Raw genomic sequence first — 16,767 nt, forward strand, 5'->3', positions numbered from 1 at the left:
ATGCAGGCGACAGGTTGGACAAGGTAATGGCTGCACATCTGCAGAAAGCGGCGGTTGTAGTGCCGGTCCTTCCCGGTGAAGACCGCCTCCACAGCCGTCTTCATGTTGTCGTAGATGCCTCGCGTGCAGGTGCCCCTGAAGAAGGCGAACGCCCGGTCATGCGCGTCAAAAACCATCTCCTGGCTCTCGCGCATGTAGGCCCGCACGAACATCATCCGGCTGTGGCACAGCCGGACATGGGCCACCTTCACGGTGACCGTCACGCCCGAGATCAGGATGACCTCGTGGCTCCAATCGAATTGATAGGCCTCACCCGGCGCATAGTAGAGCGGCACATAGGCCTCGGCCGTCGCCGCCCCCCGGTTCTGCGCCCAGGCTTTGGCGAACCGGCGCACAGCGTCATAGCCGCCCTCGTATCCGAGCCCGCGCAATTCCTCGAAGATCCGGATCAGCGTCAGCCGTTCGCGCGATGGCTTGCCCACATTGGCCGACAGGAAATGTTCAAGCTGGCCCTGCCACGGCCCGATCCGCGGCATAGGCTGCCGTTCCCGCTCGTAAGTGAAGTCCGTCTCGCCCGACCGCAGGATCTTGCGCACGGTATTGCGCGACAGATGCAGATCCCGGGCGATCTTCTTCATCGACCAACCCTGAACATGAAAGGCCCGCCGGACCCGCGCGATCGTATCCACCCGCTTCAACTCCCCCTCCGTCCGCTGCCCCGCAACGAACGGTCTGACAGATCAGCAGGGGGGGCAAAATTGCACGCCGATCACCCCGCCTGAGGGGTCAAAATTGCACGCCGAAACACAACCTGGACGGGGTTGCCGGGGCCGGGACAGAAGGCGAGGCCGCGCTGGACGGGGCCGCAGATGCTGCTGACCGGCAGGACGAGTCGATGACCGAGGCCGGACGCGCCGCCGGTGGGGCTGGTGCCGCAGCTGCGGCCGGTGCCGAAGTGGCCAAGACCGGATGGGAAGCCGCCGTGGCGACCCTCGCCGATTATGCAGCCAAGGCCCGCGACATTGGTGGCGATATCGGCAATGCGCTGGTCAGCGCCTTCACCTCGGCCGAAAACGCCGTGGGCGAGTTCGTGAAAACCGGCAAGCTGGATTTCCGCGACCTCGTCACCTCAATGATCGCCGATCTCGCGAAACTGGCGGCGCGGCGCTTCATCCTCGGCCCCATCGCCAATGCACTGTCGGGCGCGCTGGGCGGTGCCGGTGGCATCTTCGCCAACATCCTGCATGCCGGTGGAGTGGTCGGATCGTCGAGCCCGGGCCGCATGGTCCCCGCCATGGCCTTTGCCGGTGCGCCGCGCATGCATTCAGGCGGCTGGGCCGGGATCAAACCGGACGAGGTTCCGGCCATCCTGCAGCGGGGTGAGCGGGTTCTGTCTCGCCGGGAAGCTGCTGGTTATGGCCAAGGGCAAGGCGCGGCCCCGATTATTTCGGTCACCATCATGTCCCGCGACGCCGAAAGCTTCAGGCAATCCCGCACGCAGGTTGCAGCCGATATCGCCCGCGCCGTGTCCCTCGGCCGGAGGGGCATGTGATGGCGTTCCATGACATCAGGTTCCCCGACAACATCAGCCGCGGGGCGCACGGGGGACCGGAACGGCGCACCCAGATCGTTGAACTGGCCAGCGGCGACGAAGAGCGCAACGCCAGCTGGGCCAATTCGCGCCGCCGCTATGATGTGGCCTATGGCATTCGGCGCGCCGATGATCTGGCGGCGGTGGTGGCGTTCTTCGAGGCGCGGAATGGTCGCCTGCACGGTTTCCGCTACAAGGACTGGGCCGACTACAAATCCGCCTTGCCGTCGCAGCCAATCACTGCAACCGACCAGCAGATCGGCACCGGCACTGGCAGCCTGCAGATATTCCAGTTGGCAAAACGCTACACCTCCGGCGCGCAAACATGGGTGCGGACCATCGCCAAGCCCGTCGCCGGGACCGTCCGCGTGGCGCTGGGCATGGTCGAGCAGCTGTCGGGCTGGACGCTGAATGCCACGACTGGCGTCGTCACCTTCACCACCGCGCCCGCCAATGGCGTCATCGTCCGCGCCGGTTTTGAATTCGATGTGCCGGGCCGGTTCGATAGCGACACGCTCGACGTGACCCTCGACTTTGAACGGCTCGGGTCGATCACCTCAATCCCCCTCTTGGAAATCCGCAGATGAACGTCACGCTTCGCCCAATACCGCCTTGGCATCCTTGATCCGCAGAAACAGCGTCATCGGCTCTACTGCGGTTTCTACAAACCCCGCATCAAGATAGAACGCCTTGGCGCGGTCGTTCAGCGCATGCACCAGAATGGCCGCGATACCGACCTCATGCGCGGCGGCCGTGATCCGCAGCACCGCGTCGCGCAACAGGGCACGCCCCAGGCCATTGCCCTGCTCGGAGGCATCAATCGCTAATCGGCCCAGCACAATGACCGGCACCGGATCGGGCATGTTCTGGCGCAGCTTGCGCGGGGCCAGATCGTGGCTGACCGATCCCGCCGCCAGCGCGTAGTACCCGACAACCCGCGCGCCCCGGCAAAGGACATAGGTGCGCGACGCGCCTGAGGACTGATTGGCCCGGGCCTTGCGTTTCAGCCAAGCGTCGAGGGTCGGCGCCCCTGATGAGAACGCATCGTTCAGATGATCGTCCGTCAGGGGTTCCGGCGCGCGCAACGGGCCTTCGCCCGACGTCACTTGTCCCATGGTGCGGGTGTGGTCAGCAGCCTGCGCAGGCGCTCGTTCGGAGCGGGCGGCGCGTCGAGCTGCGCCATGAAGGCACCGAACTGATCTGCATCCAGCCGGAACGCTGTGCGATCCAAAAGCGCATCCTCGGCCGCCTGACGACTGGCCTCCATCATGAACTCCGAGCGGTTCTTGCCCAAGGCTGCTGCGGCACGGTCAATCAGGTCGCGGTCACGCGGGGTGACGCGAAGGTTGATCAACGACCGGCGCTGGGCGTCCTCGTTGGGTGTCACGGCGACCATGGCGCGTTTCCTTTGCTGCACTGAACATCAGTGTAAAGACAACAGCTTTACAATTCAACCATGGAACGGAAGCAATCGTGAAATCCCTTTCTCCCGCGCTGCAAGCCCATCTCGATGATGGCACCACCACCTTGTCCTGGTGCTGGCGGATTTCGCGGTCGGACGGCATTGCGCTGGGCTTCACCGATCATGATCGCACACTGGCTTACGATGGCACCGCGTTTGAACCGGAAAGCGGGTTTGCCGCCTCGGAAATCCGCGCTGGATCCGATCTCGCTGTCGATGCGCAGGACGCAACCGGCGTGCTGACCTCCGACCGGATCACGGAAACCGACATCCTCGACGGGCGCTGGGACAATGCGGCGGTGGAGCTCTGGCGGGTCAATTGGGCCGATACGAGCCAGCGGGTACTCTTGCGCCGGGGTGTGGTCGGGCAAATCCGGCGCGGGCGCATGGCCTTTGTCGCAGAGGTCCGGTCGCTAGTGTTCTGAGTCTGACACTTCCTACCTGTTTCCGCGAATTTCGTCGAGTTTGTCGAGCGCGCGGCGTTCTCGGGTGAGGATGTCCTCGGCGGTTTTGGTCCACCTGAAGGGCTTCGGCTTCTCGTTGTGCTGCGCCAGATAGTCGTAGATCGCGGTCTTCAGGTCATCGACGCTGGAATAGCTGCCACGTCGGATGCGCCTCGATGTGATTTCGGCGAAGAAGCGTTCGACCAGGTTCAGCCATGAGGCGCTGGTGGGCGTGAAGTGCAGCTTGAAGCGCGGGTGCTTGTCCAGCCATGCTTTCACCTCGGGCGTCTTGTGGGTGGCGTAGTTGTCGAGCACCAGGTGCACGTGACGACGCGCGGGCACGGCCTTGTCGATCTGCCGCAGAAATTTCAGGAACTCCTTGGCGCGATGGCGGGGCATGCAATCGCCGATGACCTTGCCGGATTTCACATCCAGCGCGGCGAACAGCGTGGTCGTGCCGTGCCGCTTATAATCGTGTGTCATGGTAGCTGCGCGCCCCTTCTTGAGCGGCAGACCGGGTTGCGTCCGATCCAACGCCTGGATCTGCGACTTCTCATCAACACACAGAACCACAGCCCGATCCGGTGGATCAAGGTAGAGACCGACGATATCCGTGACCTTTTCCTCGAACAGCGGGTCATTCGAGACCTTGAACCCCTTCGTGAGATGCGGCTTCAAGCCAGCTTCGGCCCATATGCGACCCACACTCGACGGCGAAATCCCCATGGCTTCGGCCATCAGGGCGCGGCTCCAGTGGGTGGCGTTGGGCGGCGTCTCCTGCACCGTCTTGGTGATCACCTTCAGCCTTGTTTCCATGGGCAATGGCGGCACGCGCGAGGGCCTTGTCTTGTCGCGCTTGAGGCCGTCCACACCCTCATCGAGATACCGAGCCTGCCAGCGCCAGACCGTGGGCTTCGAAGTGCGTGCGCGCCGCATGATCTCAAAAGTGCCGTGACCGTCCGCTGTCGCCAGCACGATCTCGGAACGCCAGACGAGCTTGCGCGCAGTGTTGCGGTTGGTGATCAGAGCTTGAAGCTCAGCACGGTCGGCGGGGCCAAGGTAAAGGCAAATGTCATCGCGTCTCATGCCCCGAATATGGCACATCAGGCCCTCAATGGGAATCCTGTGTCAGGTGGGGAACACTAGCGCATGTCCTCGGCCAGACCGTGGGGCGCACGTTTCAAGCGGGGTGCGACGCCCGCTTGGGCGATGCGCGATGCGGCATTGATCTGGAAAACGCCATCTACAAGGGTACGGGCGTCGTCACCGACCTGTTGCGTGATCGGGCCTTCATGGCATCGGGGCTGAGCGGGTTTGACGCGGGCTGGTTCACGTCTGGCACCTTGACCTGGACCAGCGGCGCGAATACGGGGCGGGTCACCGAGGTGCTGTTCCATGGCTTGGCCGATGCCATCGCCACATTGACTTTGTTGGAAGCTCCAGTGTTGCCCATCGCCGAGGGCGACAGCTTCATCGCGCGCGCGGGCTGCGATAAGGGGATCGCGACCTGCAGCGCAAAGTTCGTGAATGTCGCCAACTTCCGAGGCTTTCCCAACATCCCCGGTCAAGATGCGGTCCTGCGCTATGCCAGCCAGGATGGCGGGCATAAGGGGAACGTGCTGTGATTTCCGCCGATCCCGCCTTGGTCATTGCCGTCGCGCGGTCTTGGCTTGGCACGCCCTACCATGATCAAGCCAGCCTGCGTGGCGTCGGTTGTGATTGCCTCGGCCTCGCGCGAGGTGGTCGGCGACGAGCCATTCCCGATCCCACCCTATAGCCGGGATTGGGGTGAGACCGGGCCGCGAGAGGTTCTGGCGGAAGGCGCGCGCAGGATGATGCCAGAAATCAGCCCGGCTGATGCCAACCCCGGCGCGCTGGTCCTGCTCCGGATGGCCCCGCGCGCCATCGCCAAGCATGTCGGGATCCTGACCGCACCCGACCGCTTCATCCACGCCTATGAACGCCTCGGTGTCGTCGAGGAAACCTTGACCCCGGCTTGGGCGCGAAAGATCGCCTTCGCCTTCTTGTTCCCAAAAGGCTGAGTCCTCACACATGATGGTGTGGATGGCTCCTCCCCCAACGGCATCGCAATGTGCCATGCTGGTAGGCTCTGTTGCACAAATCCCGTGAGGGATTCATCTTGTGAATCCAGCGTGGTAGCTGGACGGCATGAGCAGACCCATACCCCCCGCCTACAAGACCAGGAACTGGCCCGCCTATAACGAAGCGCTGAAGCGCCGCGGCTCGCTGACGATCTGGTTTGATACCGCCATGATCTGGGAGGCTGCGCCGACAGGTAAGCGCGGCCGACAGCCTGACTATAGCGATGCCGCGATCCAGACCTGCCTGACCATCAAGGTGTTGTTTGGCATGGCGCTCAGACAGACGACTGGCTTCGTCGAAAGCCTGCTGGGGCTCATCGATTTGGATTGGGCTGTGCCCAATTTCAGCACGCTGAGCCGTCGCCAGAAGACCCTGAAGGTCAACATCCCCCACCGCGGCTCGCAAGGCCCGCTGCATCTTCTGATCGATAGCACCGGGATCAAGGTTGAAGGCGAAGGTGAATGGAATGCGCGCAAGCACGGCGGCACCAAACGTCGGGTCTGGCGCAAGATTCACATCGGGATAGACGAGAAAACACTGGAAATCCGCGCAGCCGAGTTCACCACCAGCGATGTCGGTGACGCGCCGATGCTGCCCGAACTGCTCGACCAGATCCCGCCCGATCAGGAGATCGCCAGCGTCACCGCTGATGGCGCCTTCGACACACGCAAGTGTCACGACGCCATCGCCGCCCGCGGTGCGGCCGCCATCATTCCGCCCCGCAAGAACGCCAAGCCATGGAAGCCCGACACCCCCGGGGCAATCGCCCGCAACGAAGCCCTACGCGCGTCGAAACGCTTCGGCCGAACCATCTGGCGACGATGGAGCGGTTATCACCGCCGAAGCCGCGTCGAGACGAAGATGCACTGCGTCAAATTGCTGGGTCAGCGCCTCATGGCGCGGGACTTTGACCGTCAGGTCGCCGAGTTTCAGGTCCGTGTAGCCGTGCTGAACGGCTTCACGGCGCTCGGTATACCCGTCACTGAAGCCGTGGGATGAGTCTGTCCAGGGAAAGGGGAGATCTGTCTGTCACCCGATTTGTGCAACAGAGCCCTTGCCATCTACAACCGCCCCGCAATTCTAAGCGCATTTCCCTCGACAGCCTCTGCGGTTTGCAGGGCATAGCCTGCGGTCGCCCCCGGCAATGCGGCAACCTCGGCAGTGACCGGAACCCTGCTTGTCACCAGCCGATCGACAAGCCCCTGCACGCGATTTCGGACATCGGTCGGGCGATAGCCGATCTCGCGCGCGACCGCCTCCCAGTGCCGGGCTGCAACCGCGTCTGGCGCGCGCTTCTTGCCTGCTATGTTCTGGGCCAGCGTTTGAACCACATGGGGCCAGGACAGCACCGAGGACACATCATAAAGCGGAGCAAGGCGCGGCGCCGCTCCGACCGGCAGGATCAGCGAGTAATTCTTCGCATGCGCGTCGGTATTGGCGACAAGAATGTTGAAGATGACCTGATCCAACAGGGCAAGAGCATCGTTTGCGCTGACATGGCGCCCCGTTTCCAGTAGCGTCTTGAGGTCAAGCCCGCGCAAGGTTCCACGCTCGTATTTCCGCCCCGGTGGAATACCATTCGCCTGTGCGAAATCTTCCTGATGAAGCCGCAGGATCTGACCTTTCCGCCCCAACCTGCGATCATAACGCAGCACGCCGATTGCACTGCGACCGGAAGCCTTGAGGATCGTCGCCTGTGCCGCCTCGATGCCGACGGCCTGCGCCATCCGCAGACACCAGACCTCGTTCTCGGTAATGCCCGGAAGATTGGGATTGTCCGGCTTCACGATCAAAGTGGACGGAGCCCCGTTCAGGGGAATGGCGAGCACGTCCTCCGGGCCGGGCAGGCGCAGCACAGGAACCCCATCAGGCCCCAGGACAGCGAGAGCCGACTTCTTCTGACCACCGGCGAGAGACTGACGAACCCCCTCCTCACCCACCAGAAATGGTCTGCGACCCAGATCCGCGAAATGGCGCTCCAGCGCGTCCTGTGAGTCGTCAGTGCCGTAGAAGCGCGTCAGCGGCGCATAGGCCCAACGGCTGCGATCCGCAGGCTCCCCGAAGGACAGCGCGCCCGCAGTGTCCCCGCCAATCTCTTTCAGCACGGCCAGCACATCGGCCTGATCCAACCCCAGCGATCGGGTTAGAACCTGCAGTTGCTCTTCCTCTGGCAGCAGGTTGGCAAGCCAAGGTGAGATGACGTCAGACGAATAGGGCTCGTCGCGCAGTGGCATGGTGACCGAAAGCGGAAACGCTCCTGCGGTCTGCAGCCAGCGCTCGCCATAGCGCAAAGACAGCGCCCCATCGGCGGCCACATCGACATGCCCCACTTCAAGCGCATCAAACCAGATCGGGACCGATGCCGTCATTGGTAGTCACCAAGGTCGTATCCTTGGGAGGCGCTTGTTGCCTTAAGGTCAGGGTCGGGCGAAGGATCCTCCAGCAGCGCCGGAAGCGCCACACGCAGCGCGGCCGCAATTTTGGCAAGCGTCGTCAGCCTCGCATCACGCTTGCCCGTCTCAATCAGAGACAATGCCGGAGCGCTGATCCCCGTGAGGCGCGCCAATTGATCAAGGTTGAGGCTCTGCTGCCCACGGATCGCCCTGATGCGCTGGCCAACCTCTGCAAGGAGCTTCTGCTCGTGTTCGGTTGAAATGGTGGTACTCCTTATCTTTATCGATAAGAGTAGACCAAGATGACAGATCGCTCAAGCGATCTTATCGTTATCAGTAAGTCAGCAAAGGTTCTGGCTGAACACACATTGGATTTACCCTATTGGGTAAGTATTCATCACCGTGCCTCGACAGACCAATCACTTCATCCGGAGCCATAAATGCCGGTGAATACAGCCCAATGTCGGCGAATACCGGCGAACGCTGCGTGTTTCGCTTGATGGTGGGCATCGATTTCACGGGATCATGGGCAGTCATTTCGCGTGAAGCTGGGCACTGATTTCGCGGGATCGCGGGCAGGTCTGGTCGGCAAATTGAGGATAGTTGCGCCTTCAGGAATGAAGGGGTGGCTTGATGCCGACAGGACGATTGAACATGCGCCGGATACGAGATGTTTTGCGATTGAAGCTTGGGCAAGGCCTGAGCGAGCGGTCCATTGCCGCTTCCCTCGGTCTGAGCAAGGGGAGCGTCGGAAGCTACACCCAACGGGCGCGTCATGCCGGGCTCACGTGGCCCTTGCCGGAGGGGATCGATGACGACAGCCTTGAACTTCTTTTGTTTCCAGCCCCGCCCACGGTGCCGGACGCGGAGCGGCTTGTGCCCGACTGGGCGGAGATTGACCGCGAGTTGCGCCGCCCTGGGGTGACGCGGATGCTGCTCTGGGAAGAATACCGTGCCGCGCACCCCGGGGGTTTTGCCTATACTTGGTTTTGCACGCATTACGAGGCTTGGAAGGGTCGGGTGCGCCCGACGATGCGCCAGACACATGTGGGCGGCGAGAAGGTGTTCGTTGACTTTGCCGGCGACACCATCGACGTGATCGACCCCACGACCGGCGAAGCGCGGGCCATGAAGCTGTTCGTGGCGGCAATGGGGGCATCGAATCACACCTATGCCGAGGCGGTGGCATCGGAGGGGTTGGAAGATTGGATCCTCGCGCATATCCGGATGTTCGCCTTTCTGGGCGGCGTGCCAAAGGCGGTGGTTCCGGACAATCTGAAGTCCGCCGTGATCAAGGCAGACCGGTTTGATCCGGGGCTGAACCGGACCTATGCCGAGATGGCGGCGCATTATGGCACCGCCGTTCTGCCCGCCCGGCCGCGCAAACCCCGGGACAAGGCGAAGGTGGAAGTGGCTGTCCAAGTGGCACAACGCTGGATTCTGGCGCGGCTGCGGAACCACCGGTTCTTCTCATTGGCCGAGTTGAACGTGGCGATCCGGCGGCTGCTGGACGAGTTGAACATGCGCGTGATGCGCGGCTATGGCGCCAGCCGCGCCGATCTGTTTGCCACTTTGGATCGGCCCAATCTTCAGCCCCTACCGCCCGAACCTTATGTCTTCGCCCGCTGGAAGCGCGCCCGCGTGGCACCCGACTATCACGTTGAGGTCGACAGCTCATGGTATTCCGTGCCCTTCGCGCTGATCAAACAAGAGGTCGATGTTCGCACAAGCGGCCAGACGGTCGAGATATTCCATCGTGGTCAGAGGGTTGCGAGCCACGTGCGCACCCCGGGGCGGCGCAGCCATGTCACCGTGGCCGACCATATGCCATCGGCCCATCGTCGCTTTGCCGAATGGACCCCGGCCAGAATGCTGGCGCAGGCAACCAAGACCGGCCCCGCCGTCGCCGCCTTTTGCGAGATGGTGATGGCTGACCGCCCCCATCCTGAACAGGGGTTCCGCACCTGCCTGGGTGTGCTGGCCTTGGTCAAAACCTATGGGCCGGAGCGCGTTGATGCGGCCTGCCAGCGGGGTGTGACCATCCGGGCCCGCACCGTCACCTCCATTCGTTCGATCCTCAAGACCGGCCTCGATCGCGCCTTCCTGGAAGGCTCCGAAGAGGTCGCCCCCCTCCAGCACGCCAACATTCGTGGCGGCAGCTATTACCATTGAGAAAGGACTAAAATGCTGACCCATCCCACCCACGACCGACTGTTGGCGCTCGGCCTGACCGGCATTGCATCGGCGCTCGAAGAACAACGCAGGTCAACCGCCTTCGACGCCCTCTCGTTCGAAGAGCGTCTCGGCCTGCTGGTCGACCGCGAGGCTGCAGAGCGCGACACCAAGAAACTGGCCTCCCGGCTCAAGTTTGCGGCTCTGCGCCAAGATGCCAGCGTCGAGGATCTGGACCTGCGCAGCCCACGTGGTCTTGACCGCAGTGTCATGGCGCATCTTGCCGATGGCGGCTGGATCGCCCGGCACGAGAACCTGCTGATAACCGGGCCGACCGGTTTGGGCAAAAGCTGGATCGCCTGCGCCCTTGGCCACAAGGCGTGCCGGGATGGGCGGCCCGTCCTCTATCAACGTGCGCCGCGCATGTTCGAGGCCCTTGCTCTGGCCCGTGGCGATGGCCGCCATGAACGCATCCTCAAAACCATCGCCCGCATGGATGTGCTGATCATTGACGATTGGGGCCTCGCCGTCCTCACCGCCCCGGAGCGCCGTGACCTGCTGGAAATCCTCGAAGACCGCCACGGCCGCGCTTCCACCATCGTCACAAGCCAACTCCCCGTTGACCAGTGGCACGAAGCCATCGGCGACCCAACGCTCGCAGATGCCATCCTCGACCGCCTCGTTCACAACGCACACCGCCTCACCCTCTCAGGTGAAAGCCTGCGCAGGCGCTCCGCCGTCACAAAAAAGCTTGACCAAATCGTTCAAGCCTGACTCCATGAAAGCGTCGGCCAGCCTGCCCACGATCCCGTGAAATGACTGCCCAGAATGGCGCGAAACGCGTGCCCACGATCGCGCGAAATCAGCGCCCATTCTCCGCGAAATCCGCACGAACGCACGCGAATGCTGTTTTTCTGTGTCGGTGTTGATGTGGCGTTGATGTAAACTGAACAAGCAAAAACCCGACTGTTTAGGTCGGGTTCTATCTATTTGATATCTTGTGATTTTTTGGTTGCGGGGACAGGATTTGAACCTGTGACCTTCAGGTTATGAGTCGTGGCGAACAAACCCTGAACAATCCCTCAGAAACGCGCTATCCTTCGCATTTTCCGTGGCTTGCCGCCCCTTGCCGTGAATCGCCTCTGCACGGACTTTCGCAACAATCCGCAGCGAACCCCTCCCTCTTGCTTCCACTGTGCTTCCGCACGGCCAACGCTTGATGTTCCGGTAGCCTGAATTCATCAATTCAACTTGATCGCTACCAGCCAAATGCAGCGCTTCATAGTTCGCCTGGATCTGGGCATTCACGGTCTCACCTTTTTTCCGACACGGCAGCTTGCCTCGCGCACGCCGCGGAGAAAGTCGACGCATCCCGAAGGCGGGCGCACGGAACTGTTCAGATGGCGCGCGACTGCTGGACAGCGTTTCGAACAGCTTCGCAGAACGATTGCAGCAGTCTTGCATCAGTTGTCAGCATTGTGCGCAGCCGAGGGGAAAGCTCAAGTTGTACACCCATACGGGACCGCGTGCGGTTACAAATATTTGCTTCATCCAGGCCCGGAAGCCGTCGGTTGATCTCCGCGCCGAAGCCCGCCTCTTGCAGCGAGATTCCGACAGATTCGCGTAGGCGGGTGTCGCGACCACCCAACCAAACCGCATCCGTCCCGTCGTGTCGCCGCCCATGGATTGCAACTGACGTCGACGACTTGCCGACAAGGCCTACGGCAGTAGGTTCATCGAAACAATGGGAAGTAATATGATAATCGCCGTGAGGCCCGTTCCGTAGGGCTTCAAAGGTATAGAACGATAAATCCGTTCCTGCAATCGCCTCGGCGATATCAGATGTCTTCGGTTCGATCCATCCGCCGTGCGGTGCTAGTATCAACGCGTCTGAGCCACGATCCAAGGCTCGGATGCGATAGTCGATGTCGAGGCACTCGTTGGCGGAAAGCTCGCTAAAGGATTTGTATCGGTCGACCATGATGCATCATCGGAGCACACCGAAGAGCTTGTCAACCAATCACACGATCCAAGATGTAGCATGGCCCAAAGCCGACTGTCGGCTGTGAACATCCCTGTAGCGCAGCTACCCCTGACCTGCCGTTCCCGCTCATTGCAGTGAGGTCAGCCGTTGTGACCGTTTTGGGGACGGAGCTGACTTTCGCTTCCGTGGCGACGAATGTTTGCTTTTGGGTGGGAAGCGGCTAGTTCGAAGCGTAGCTGCGAACAGCCGCACAGCGTCAACAGCGGAGCAGTCATTGTGAGCGACTGCGCGGCAGCGATAACAGCCGACAATGAGCAGCCAGACTAGTCACGTTCCATGGCTAGACCGGAACCGGTAAATCCTGTTAGTCAACCAAGGTGCCAAGTTCCGCTTAGTTGCTCGGTCATTGATCTTTCAGGGGGAATGCGTGACCACATCGTACATTAGCGACGCTGAGAAACTCATGCGTCCGTTCGGCGATCACGTGGCCGAAACACCATCATATCTTGCGCCGGAGCGGTTGCCGGAGTTGCAAAGCATCTTGGGCGATCCACCTTGGGAACTCGTATTCTTGGACACCGCAACCAACCTCAAGGCCATTCCTGCCACCGGAGCCGAAGATCCTAAGCTAGCGGCATCGTATTGGGCACTGCTGAGTCTGTGGGCTACAGCGAAATATGCAGTGCTCATAGGTGATGCAGTGGCCGTCACGCTATTAAGCGGCGAGACGACTCTCTCCAGCGCGCCCGGAAGTGCGTACGACACCGCTTTGAAATACTTGCAGCTCGCGCGTGATCTGACCAAGAACCGACACCACCCATTCCCGGCGAACCTTGCTGTGCCAAACGCTTCTCCCACCGCAGCAGAAGACCTGCGGGTAAACAACCTTTTCTACGGTGCTGTTGGATGGGTTTTGCTGCACGAGATCGGACACATCCACCTATCTCACGAAGTCGACACCACGGCGGACCTGAAGAAACAGCAAGAGTACGAAGCCGATCTCTGGGCCACTAAATGGATCTTGGCGGGGAACGGTATCTCGCCACAACACTATCAGTTCCGACTCTTTGTTGTGTCTACCGCGCTGCTTTGGGTTGGCCAGATGAACGTCGTGAAAGGACCGTCTAATACCCATCCTGAAGCGGTGGACCGCATAGATCGCTGTCGGCGGTTGATGGAGGCGCGGGACGACCAAGAGGGCTTAGAGTTGGCCGCCTATGTCCTAAAAGTCGCTTTTCTTCCACGCTTACAAATCGGAGAGTTCGGCACTGCTGCTCAAGCTTTTGACGAGGTACTCTACAACTACACGCGCCTTGCATGAATCCGGCCCACGTGAATAACGCAGCAAGATCGAGCGATGATCGTCATCTGTGTGGGACGACGCGGCCGATCGGTGCGGGGGCGGCCAATATCTGTTTTTGGTGGAAGGCGCAAAAGGCAGTTTCGAGCAGCTACGCGGGAAAAAGCTGCCTTGTTGCCGTGGCTTGAGTTGTTCGACAATTTTGTTAGGTCCTTTCTTCCGCCTACTACACGGTGGAGGATTTGGACTTCGTCACGGTCCGCGCAAACGACGGCTATCTGCATTTGCCGCGCCTGCTAGGCCGCACCACCAACAGTCGGCTTTCGGCTCCTTACGTCTGCAACAACGCACTTTGCCGAGCGTCACGCATGTGACCCTAATTCAGGGAGCCAGGCCACATCATTTTCCCTCGCCCCGTGTCCAGAAGCCGGACTTGCGGCCATGCTCGCGCTTCAAGCGTGCGACATAGCTGGCGTGCGGCTCAATGGTCGCGAAGTCCTCGATCTGGCTGGCCAGCGCATCACACTCCGCCAAGTGACGTGCCGCATGTTGGTAGCGGCTCGATTTTCCGGCGTTCAGCGTGAAGTCGATCATCGACCGCAAGGCCAGCGAGGCGGCCAGCGGATAGCGCGCCGACAGGGCCTCGGCAGCCAGGGTCAGGATTTCGTAGCGATCACCGTCCAACTCGTCGAACCGTTGGTGCACCAGCTGCGCTGCCCGGTCGAGCGCGGGCCAGTGGGTCAGGAAATGCAGCGCCGAAAGGGGGTCAGGGTAGGCAATAGCATGGGCCAGCGCCTGCTCCTCGGCCTCGACATCGTCGAAATCCGCAAGGCGCTTCAGATATGCGCGAAGGTGGTCCGCAGCGAGGCTGCGGTGATAGCACTCCAACCGGAACACCTGCGCCTCGTCCGACCGGCCTAGCGCTTCCAGCACATCCAGCCTGGCCGCCTGCCATTCCTCCGGCACCCAAGCGCGATCGCGAAACTCGGCTCGCTCCAGAAACCCCAACGCGTCCCCTGCCCGGCCAGCGGCCAGCAACCGCACCGCAATCACCGCAGCGATCTTCGGCACCTTGCGCGTGGCGGGATCGTATTGGGCAATGAAGGCGCCCACGTCGCCCATCGCATCGGCAATGTCCTTCAGCGCCATCCGCACCAGACTTTGCCGGGCGCGTTCTTCCATCTGATGCGCATAGGTGGCGCCACCGCTGCCATAGCCCACCGCCTCCCATTCACCCTTCGGCGGCACGGGAACCGGGGTCGCCGCCAGCGCCTCGATGCGCGCCTTGAGATGCGCAAGCCCCTCGGCCCCCAGTGCCGGGGTCAGGATGGCGATGAGGCCGTCATATTGGCCGTAGCCATTGTCGCGCAAAGCCTCGACCGCCGCATCGGCCAGCGCCTCGGGCGGCGGTCCAGCGGCAAGTGCGATCTCTCCCAGCAGCGCGCAGGCATCGTGAAAGACGCCAATGACGATGCCGCTGCTGTCGTCGCACCGCTCGAACAGCGGCGTGGCGACCTGCATGAAGCGCCAGGTCAGCGTCAGCGCCTCGGTCGGATCGGTAGGTGCAATCTGCTCCTTGATCGCGCGCAGCTGGCTTTCCAGATCGATGACCAGCGGCTTGCGGTTCTGCCAGTTCACGAAACTACGCGCCCGCGCGATACTGGTCAGCCGTTTGGCCACCTCGCGCCCGGCCTCCTTCGGGCTTTGCGCCCCCGCAAGTTCCAGCCGCAGCCGCCGCTTGGCCACGGCGGATCCGGTGCTGATTTCGATCAGCAGTTTGGCCAGGCGCTCTGCACCCAGCGTCTCGAGGTTCTTTGCATTCAGGGTGGTCTTCGATGCCATTGGAAATCCTTGTCAATTCGGACCCACACTAGCAGCGGCCAGTTCGGAGTGAAACGCGGACGCTGATTCGATATCACTAACACTCTGGCAGTCTCGACGGGCAGATCGACGGTCCCCTCCTCTACGCATCTTTTCCTTTTATTGCGCAATTTCAATGTGTTCGTTGACTGTTCGGAGCTGATCCCCACTGTAGAGGCAAGCCATAAGCCCTTACAGGATCGCCAAATGCCGAAACTGACCAAACGCATCATCGACGCTGTCGAGCCGCAGGCGACCGAGTTCTTCCTCTGGGACGAAGGGATTCCTGGCTTTGGCCTGCGCGTGATGCCCAGCGGGCGGAAAAGCTTTGTGGTGCAGTTTCGCGCCGGGCGACGTGCGCGCCGGATGAGCCTCGGGCCCAGCACGGTTCTTACCTGCGATCAGGCACGCACCCGCGCGATCACCATCATCGCTGCCGTCAAGAACGGCGATGATCCGGCCGCCGAACGCGATGCCAAGCGCAACGCTGCAACGGTTCGCGAATTGGCTGAACGCTTTGATCGAGAGCATATTGCGGTCCGTCTGAAGGCGAGTACGGCAAAGGAATATCGTGGCACCCTCAAACGCTTCATCCTGCCTGCACTGGGCCGTCTGGCGGTGCCGGAAATCACCCGCGCCGATGTGGCGAAGTTCCATCACGATTTGCGGCACATCCCCTATCAGGCAAACCGCTGCCTTGAGGTCGTGTCCAAGATGTTCGTTCTGGCCGAGATGTGGGGACTGCGACCCGACGGATCGAACCCGCGCAAGCACATCCGGAAGTACCTTGAAGAAAAGCGCGAACGGTTTCTCAGTGCTGCCGAACTGCGCCGGATCGGTGAAGTCCTGCGGGAGATGGAAAGTGAGCGCATCGAGTCGCCCTCCGCCATTCTTGCAGCGCGGCTGCTGATCCTGACTGGATGTCGACTTGGCGAAATCATGACGCTGAAATGGGACTACGTCGATTTTGACGAGTGTGCCCTTCGCCTGCCAGATTCCAAGACTGGCAAGAAAGTCGTGCATGTCGGCGCTCCGGCTGTCGAATACCTGCACTCTGCCCATCACATCGACGGCAACCCTTGGGTCATCACAGGCACCCTGCCCGGCAAGCCGCTCAGCGATTTGCAGCCCTTCTGGCAACGCGTTCGCGCCCGCGCAGGGGTCAAAGATGTCCGCATCCATGACCTGCGCCACACCTTTGCGTCGACAGCCGTCGCATCCGGCCAGGGACTTCCCATGATCGGCAAGTTGCTTGGCCATACGCAGGTGCAGACCACGGCGCGCTACGCCCACCTCGCAGCAGAGCCGGTACGTATGGCGGCGGACGCTGTGTCGCAGAACCTCCGGCAATCCTTGGGATAATTGCTCACGGGCACTCCCCTTTTCGATTGCGCCCTCATTAGCTCGAGGCTACGATAGAAATAGGCCCAATTATTGGGCGCGCATAGTAATAGTGCGC

Annotated in this window: 15 protein-coding genes and 4 pseudogenes; 10 read left to right on the forward strand and 9 right to left on the reverse strand. The window is 61.6% G+C overall.

Annotated features, from left to right (window positions below):
• Positions 1-2: 2 nt before the first annotated feature.
• Positions 3-698, reverse strand: a pseudogene (gene istA / locus RNZ50_06955) (IS21 family transposase).
• Between the two features lie 116 nt (positions 699-814).
• Between istA (RNZ50_06955) and RNZ50_06960 the strand changes: the two are divergent.
• Together RNZ50_06960 and RNZ50_06965 are read left to right on the forward strand one after the other, a co-directional pair.
• Positions 815-1,552: pseudogene (locus RNZ50_06960) on the forward strand (phage tail tape measure C-terminal domain-containing protein).
• A complete protein-coding gene (locus RNZ50_06965) occupies positions 1,552-2,178 on the forward strand; it encodes a DUF2460 domain-containing protein (GenBank protein ID MDT8854764.1) in 627 nt (208 codons plus the stop codon). Before RNZ50_06960 ends, RNZ50_06965 begins: the two are co-directional and overlap by 1 nt.
• Before the next feature lie 3 nt (positions 2,179-2,181).
• Here RNZ50_06965 and RNZ50_06970 read toward each other — a convergent pair whose 3' ends face one another.
• Complete coding sequence (locus RNZ50_06970; GenBank protein MDT8854765.1) at positions 2,182-2,676, reverse strand: GNAT family N-acetyltransferase; 495 nt, start codon at positions 2,674-2,676, stop codon at positions 2,182-2,184.
• A gap of 17 nt (positions 2,677-2,693) precedes the next feature.
• Positions 2,694-2,987 carry a DUF1778 domain-containing protein gene (locus tag RNZ50_06975; protein MDT8854766.1) on the reverse strand — a complete coding sequence of 98 codons (294 nt, stop codon included), beginning with the start codon at positions 2,985-2,987 and terminating at the stop codon, positions 2,694-2,696.
• Between the two features lie 77 nt (positions 2,988-3,064).
• Between RNZ50_06975 and RNZ50_06980 the strand changes: the two are divergent.
• Positions 3,065-3,469 (forward strand): annotated as a pseudogene (locus RNZ50_06980) (DUF2163 domain-containing protein).
• A gap of 21 nt (positions 3,470-3,490) precedes the next feature.
• Here RNZ50_06980 and RNZ50_06985 read toward each other — a convergent pair.
• Positions 3,491-4,582, reverse strand: a complete 1,092-nt coding sequence (locus RNZ50_06985) for an IS630 family transposase (GenBank protein ID MDT8854767.1) — start codon at positions 4,580-4,582, stop codon at positions 3,491-3,493.
• Positions 4,583-4,662: 80 nt separating this feature from the next.
• Here RNZ50_06985 and RNZ50_06990 point away from each other — a divergent pair, with 80 nt between their 5' ends.
• The 3 genes and pseudogenes from RNZ50_06990 (at position 4,663) to RNZ50_07000 (ending at position 6,598) form a co-directional block, all read left to right on the forward strand.
• Positions 4,663-5,121 (forward strand): DUF2163 domain-containing protein, encoded by a 459-nt coding sequence (locus RNZ50_06990; GenBank protein MDT8854768.1) that lies wholly within the window; start codon positions 4,663-4,665, stop codon positions 5,119-5,121.
• A pseudogene (locus RNZ50_06995) lies at positions 5,118-5,538 on the forward strand (NlpC/P60 family protein). Before RNZ50_06990 ends, RNZ50_06995 begins: the two are co-directional and overlap by 4 nt.
• A gap of 127 nt (positions 5,539-5,665) precedes the next feature.
• Positions 5,666-6,598, forward strand: a complete 933-nt coding sequence (locus RNZ50_07000; GenBank protein ID MDT8854769.1) for an IS5 family transposase — start codon at positions 5,666-5,668, stop codon at positions 6,596-6,598.
• A 62-nt stretch (positions 6,599-6,660) separates the two neighbouring features.
• Here the strand turns inward: RNZ50_07000 and RNZ50_07005 are convergent, their stop codons facing one another.
• Both RNZ50_07005 and RNZ50_07010 read right to left on the reverse strand, forming a co-directional pair.
• A complete protein-coding gene (locus tag RNZ50_07005) occupies positions 6,661-7,968 on the reverse strand; it encodes a HipA domain-containing protein (GenBank protein MDT8854770.1) in 1,308 nt (435 codons plus the stop codon).
• Positions 7,965-8,303 (reverse strand): helix-turn-helix transcriptional regulator, encoded by a 339-nt coding sequence (locus RNZ50_07010; protein MDT8854771.1) that lies wholly within the window; start codon positions 8,301-8,303, stop codon positions 7,965-7,967. Before RNZ50_07010 ends, RNZ50_07005 begins: the two co-directional genes overlap by 4 nt.
• 322 nt (positions 8,304-8,625) lie before the next feature.
• Here RNZ50_07010 and istA (RNZ50_07015) point away from each other — a divergent pair, with 322 nt between their 5' ends.
• Positions 8,626-10,164 (forward strand): IS21 family transposase, encoded by a 1,539-nt coding sequence (istA, locus tag RNZ50_07015; GenBank protein MDT8854772.1) that lies wholly within the window; start codon positions 8,626-8,628, stop codon positions 10,162-10,164.
• A 12-nt stretch (positions 10,165-10,176) separates the two neighbouring features.
• Positions 10,177-10,938 carry an IS21-like element helper ATPase IstB gene (istB, locus tag RNZ50_07020; protein ID MDT8854773.1) on the forward strand — a complete coding sequence of 254 codons (762 nt, stop codon included), beginning with the start codon at positions 10,177-10,179 and terminating at the stop codon, positions 10,936-10,938.
• Positions 10,939-11,211: 273 nt separating this feature from the next.
• On the opposite strand, the gene RNZ50_07025 is transcribed toward istB, so the two are convergent.
• Positions 11,212-11,472: a hypothetical protein gene (locus RNZ50_07025; GenBank protein MDT8854774.1), complete on the reverse strand. Its 261-nt coding sequence runs from the start codon at positions 11,470-11,472 to the stop codon at positions 11,212-11,214.
• Between the two features lie 88 nt (positions 11,473-11,560).
• Positions 11,561-12,145 (reverse strand): poly-gamma-glutamate hydrolase family protein, encoded by a 585-nt coding sequence (locus tag RNZ50_07030; protein MDT8854775.1) that lies wholly within the window; start codon positions 12,143-12,145, stop codon positions 11,561-11,563.
• A gap of 430 nt (positions 12,146-12,575) precedes the next feature.
• Between RNZ50_07030 and RNZ50_07035 the strand changes: the two genes are divergently transcribed.
• On the forward strand, positions 12,576-13,469 hold the full coding sequence (locus RNZ50_07035) for a phage exclusion protein Lit family protein (protein ID MDT8854776.1): 894 nt from the start codon (positions 12,576-12,578) through the stop codon (positions 13,467-13,469).
• A 378-nt stretch (positions 13,470-13,847) separates the two neighbouring features.
• On the opposite strand, the gene RNZ50_07040 is transcribed toward RNZ50_07035, so the two are convergent.
• The gene (locus RNZ50_07040; protein MDT8854777.1) at positions 13,848-15,290 is read right to left on the reverse strand and encodes a hypothetical protein; all 1,443 of its coding nucleotides are present in this window, start codon (positions 15,288-15,290) and stop codon (positions 13,848-13,850) included.
• Positions 15,291-15,515: 225 nt separating this feature from the next.
• Between RNZ50_07040 and RNZ50_07045 the strand changes: the two genes are divergently transcribed.
• The gene (locus RNZ50_07045; GenBank protein MDT8854778.1) at positions 15,516-16,670 is read left to right on the forward strand and encodes a tyrosine-type recombinase/integrase; all 1,155 of its coding nucleotides are present in this window, start codon (positions 15,516-15,518) and stop codon (positions 16,668-16,670) included.
• Positions 16,671-16,767 lie beyond the last annotated feature (97 nt).

Source organism: Paracoccaceae bacterium Fryx2, from assembly GCA_032334235.1.
GTDB lineage: Bacteria > Pseudomonadota > Alphaproteobacteria > Rhodobacterales > Rhodobacteraceae > JAVSGI01.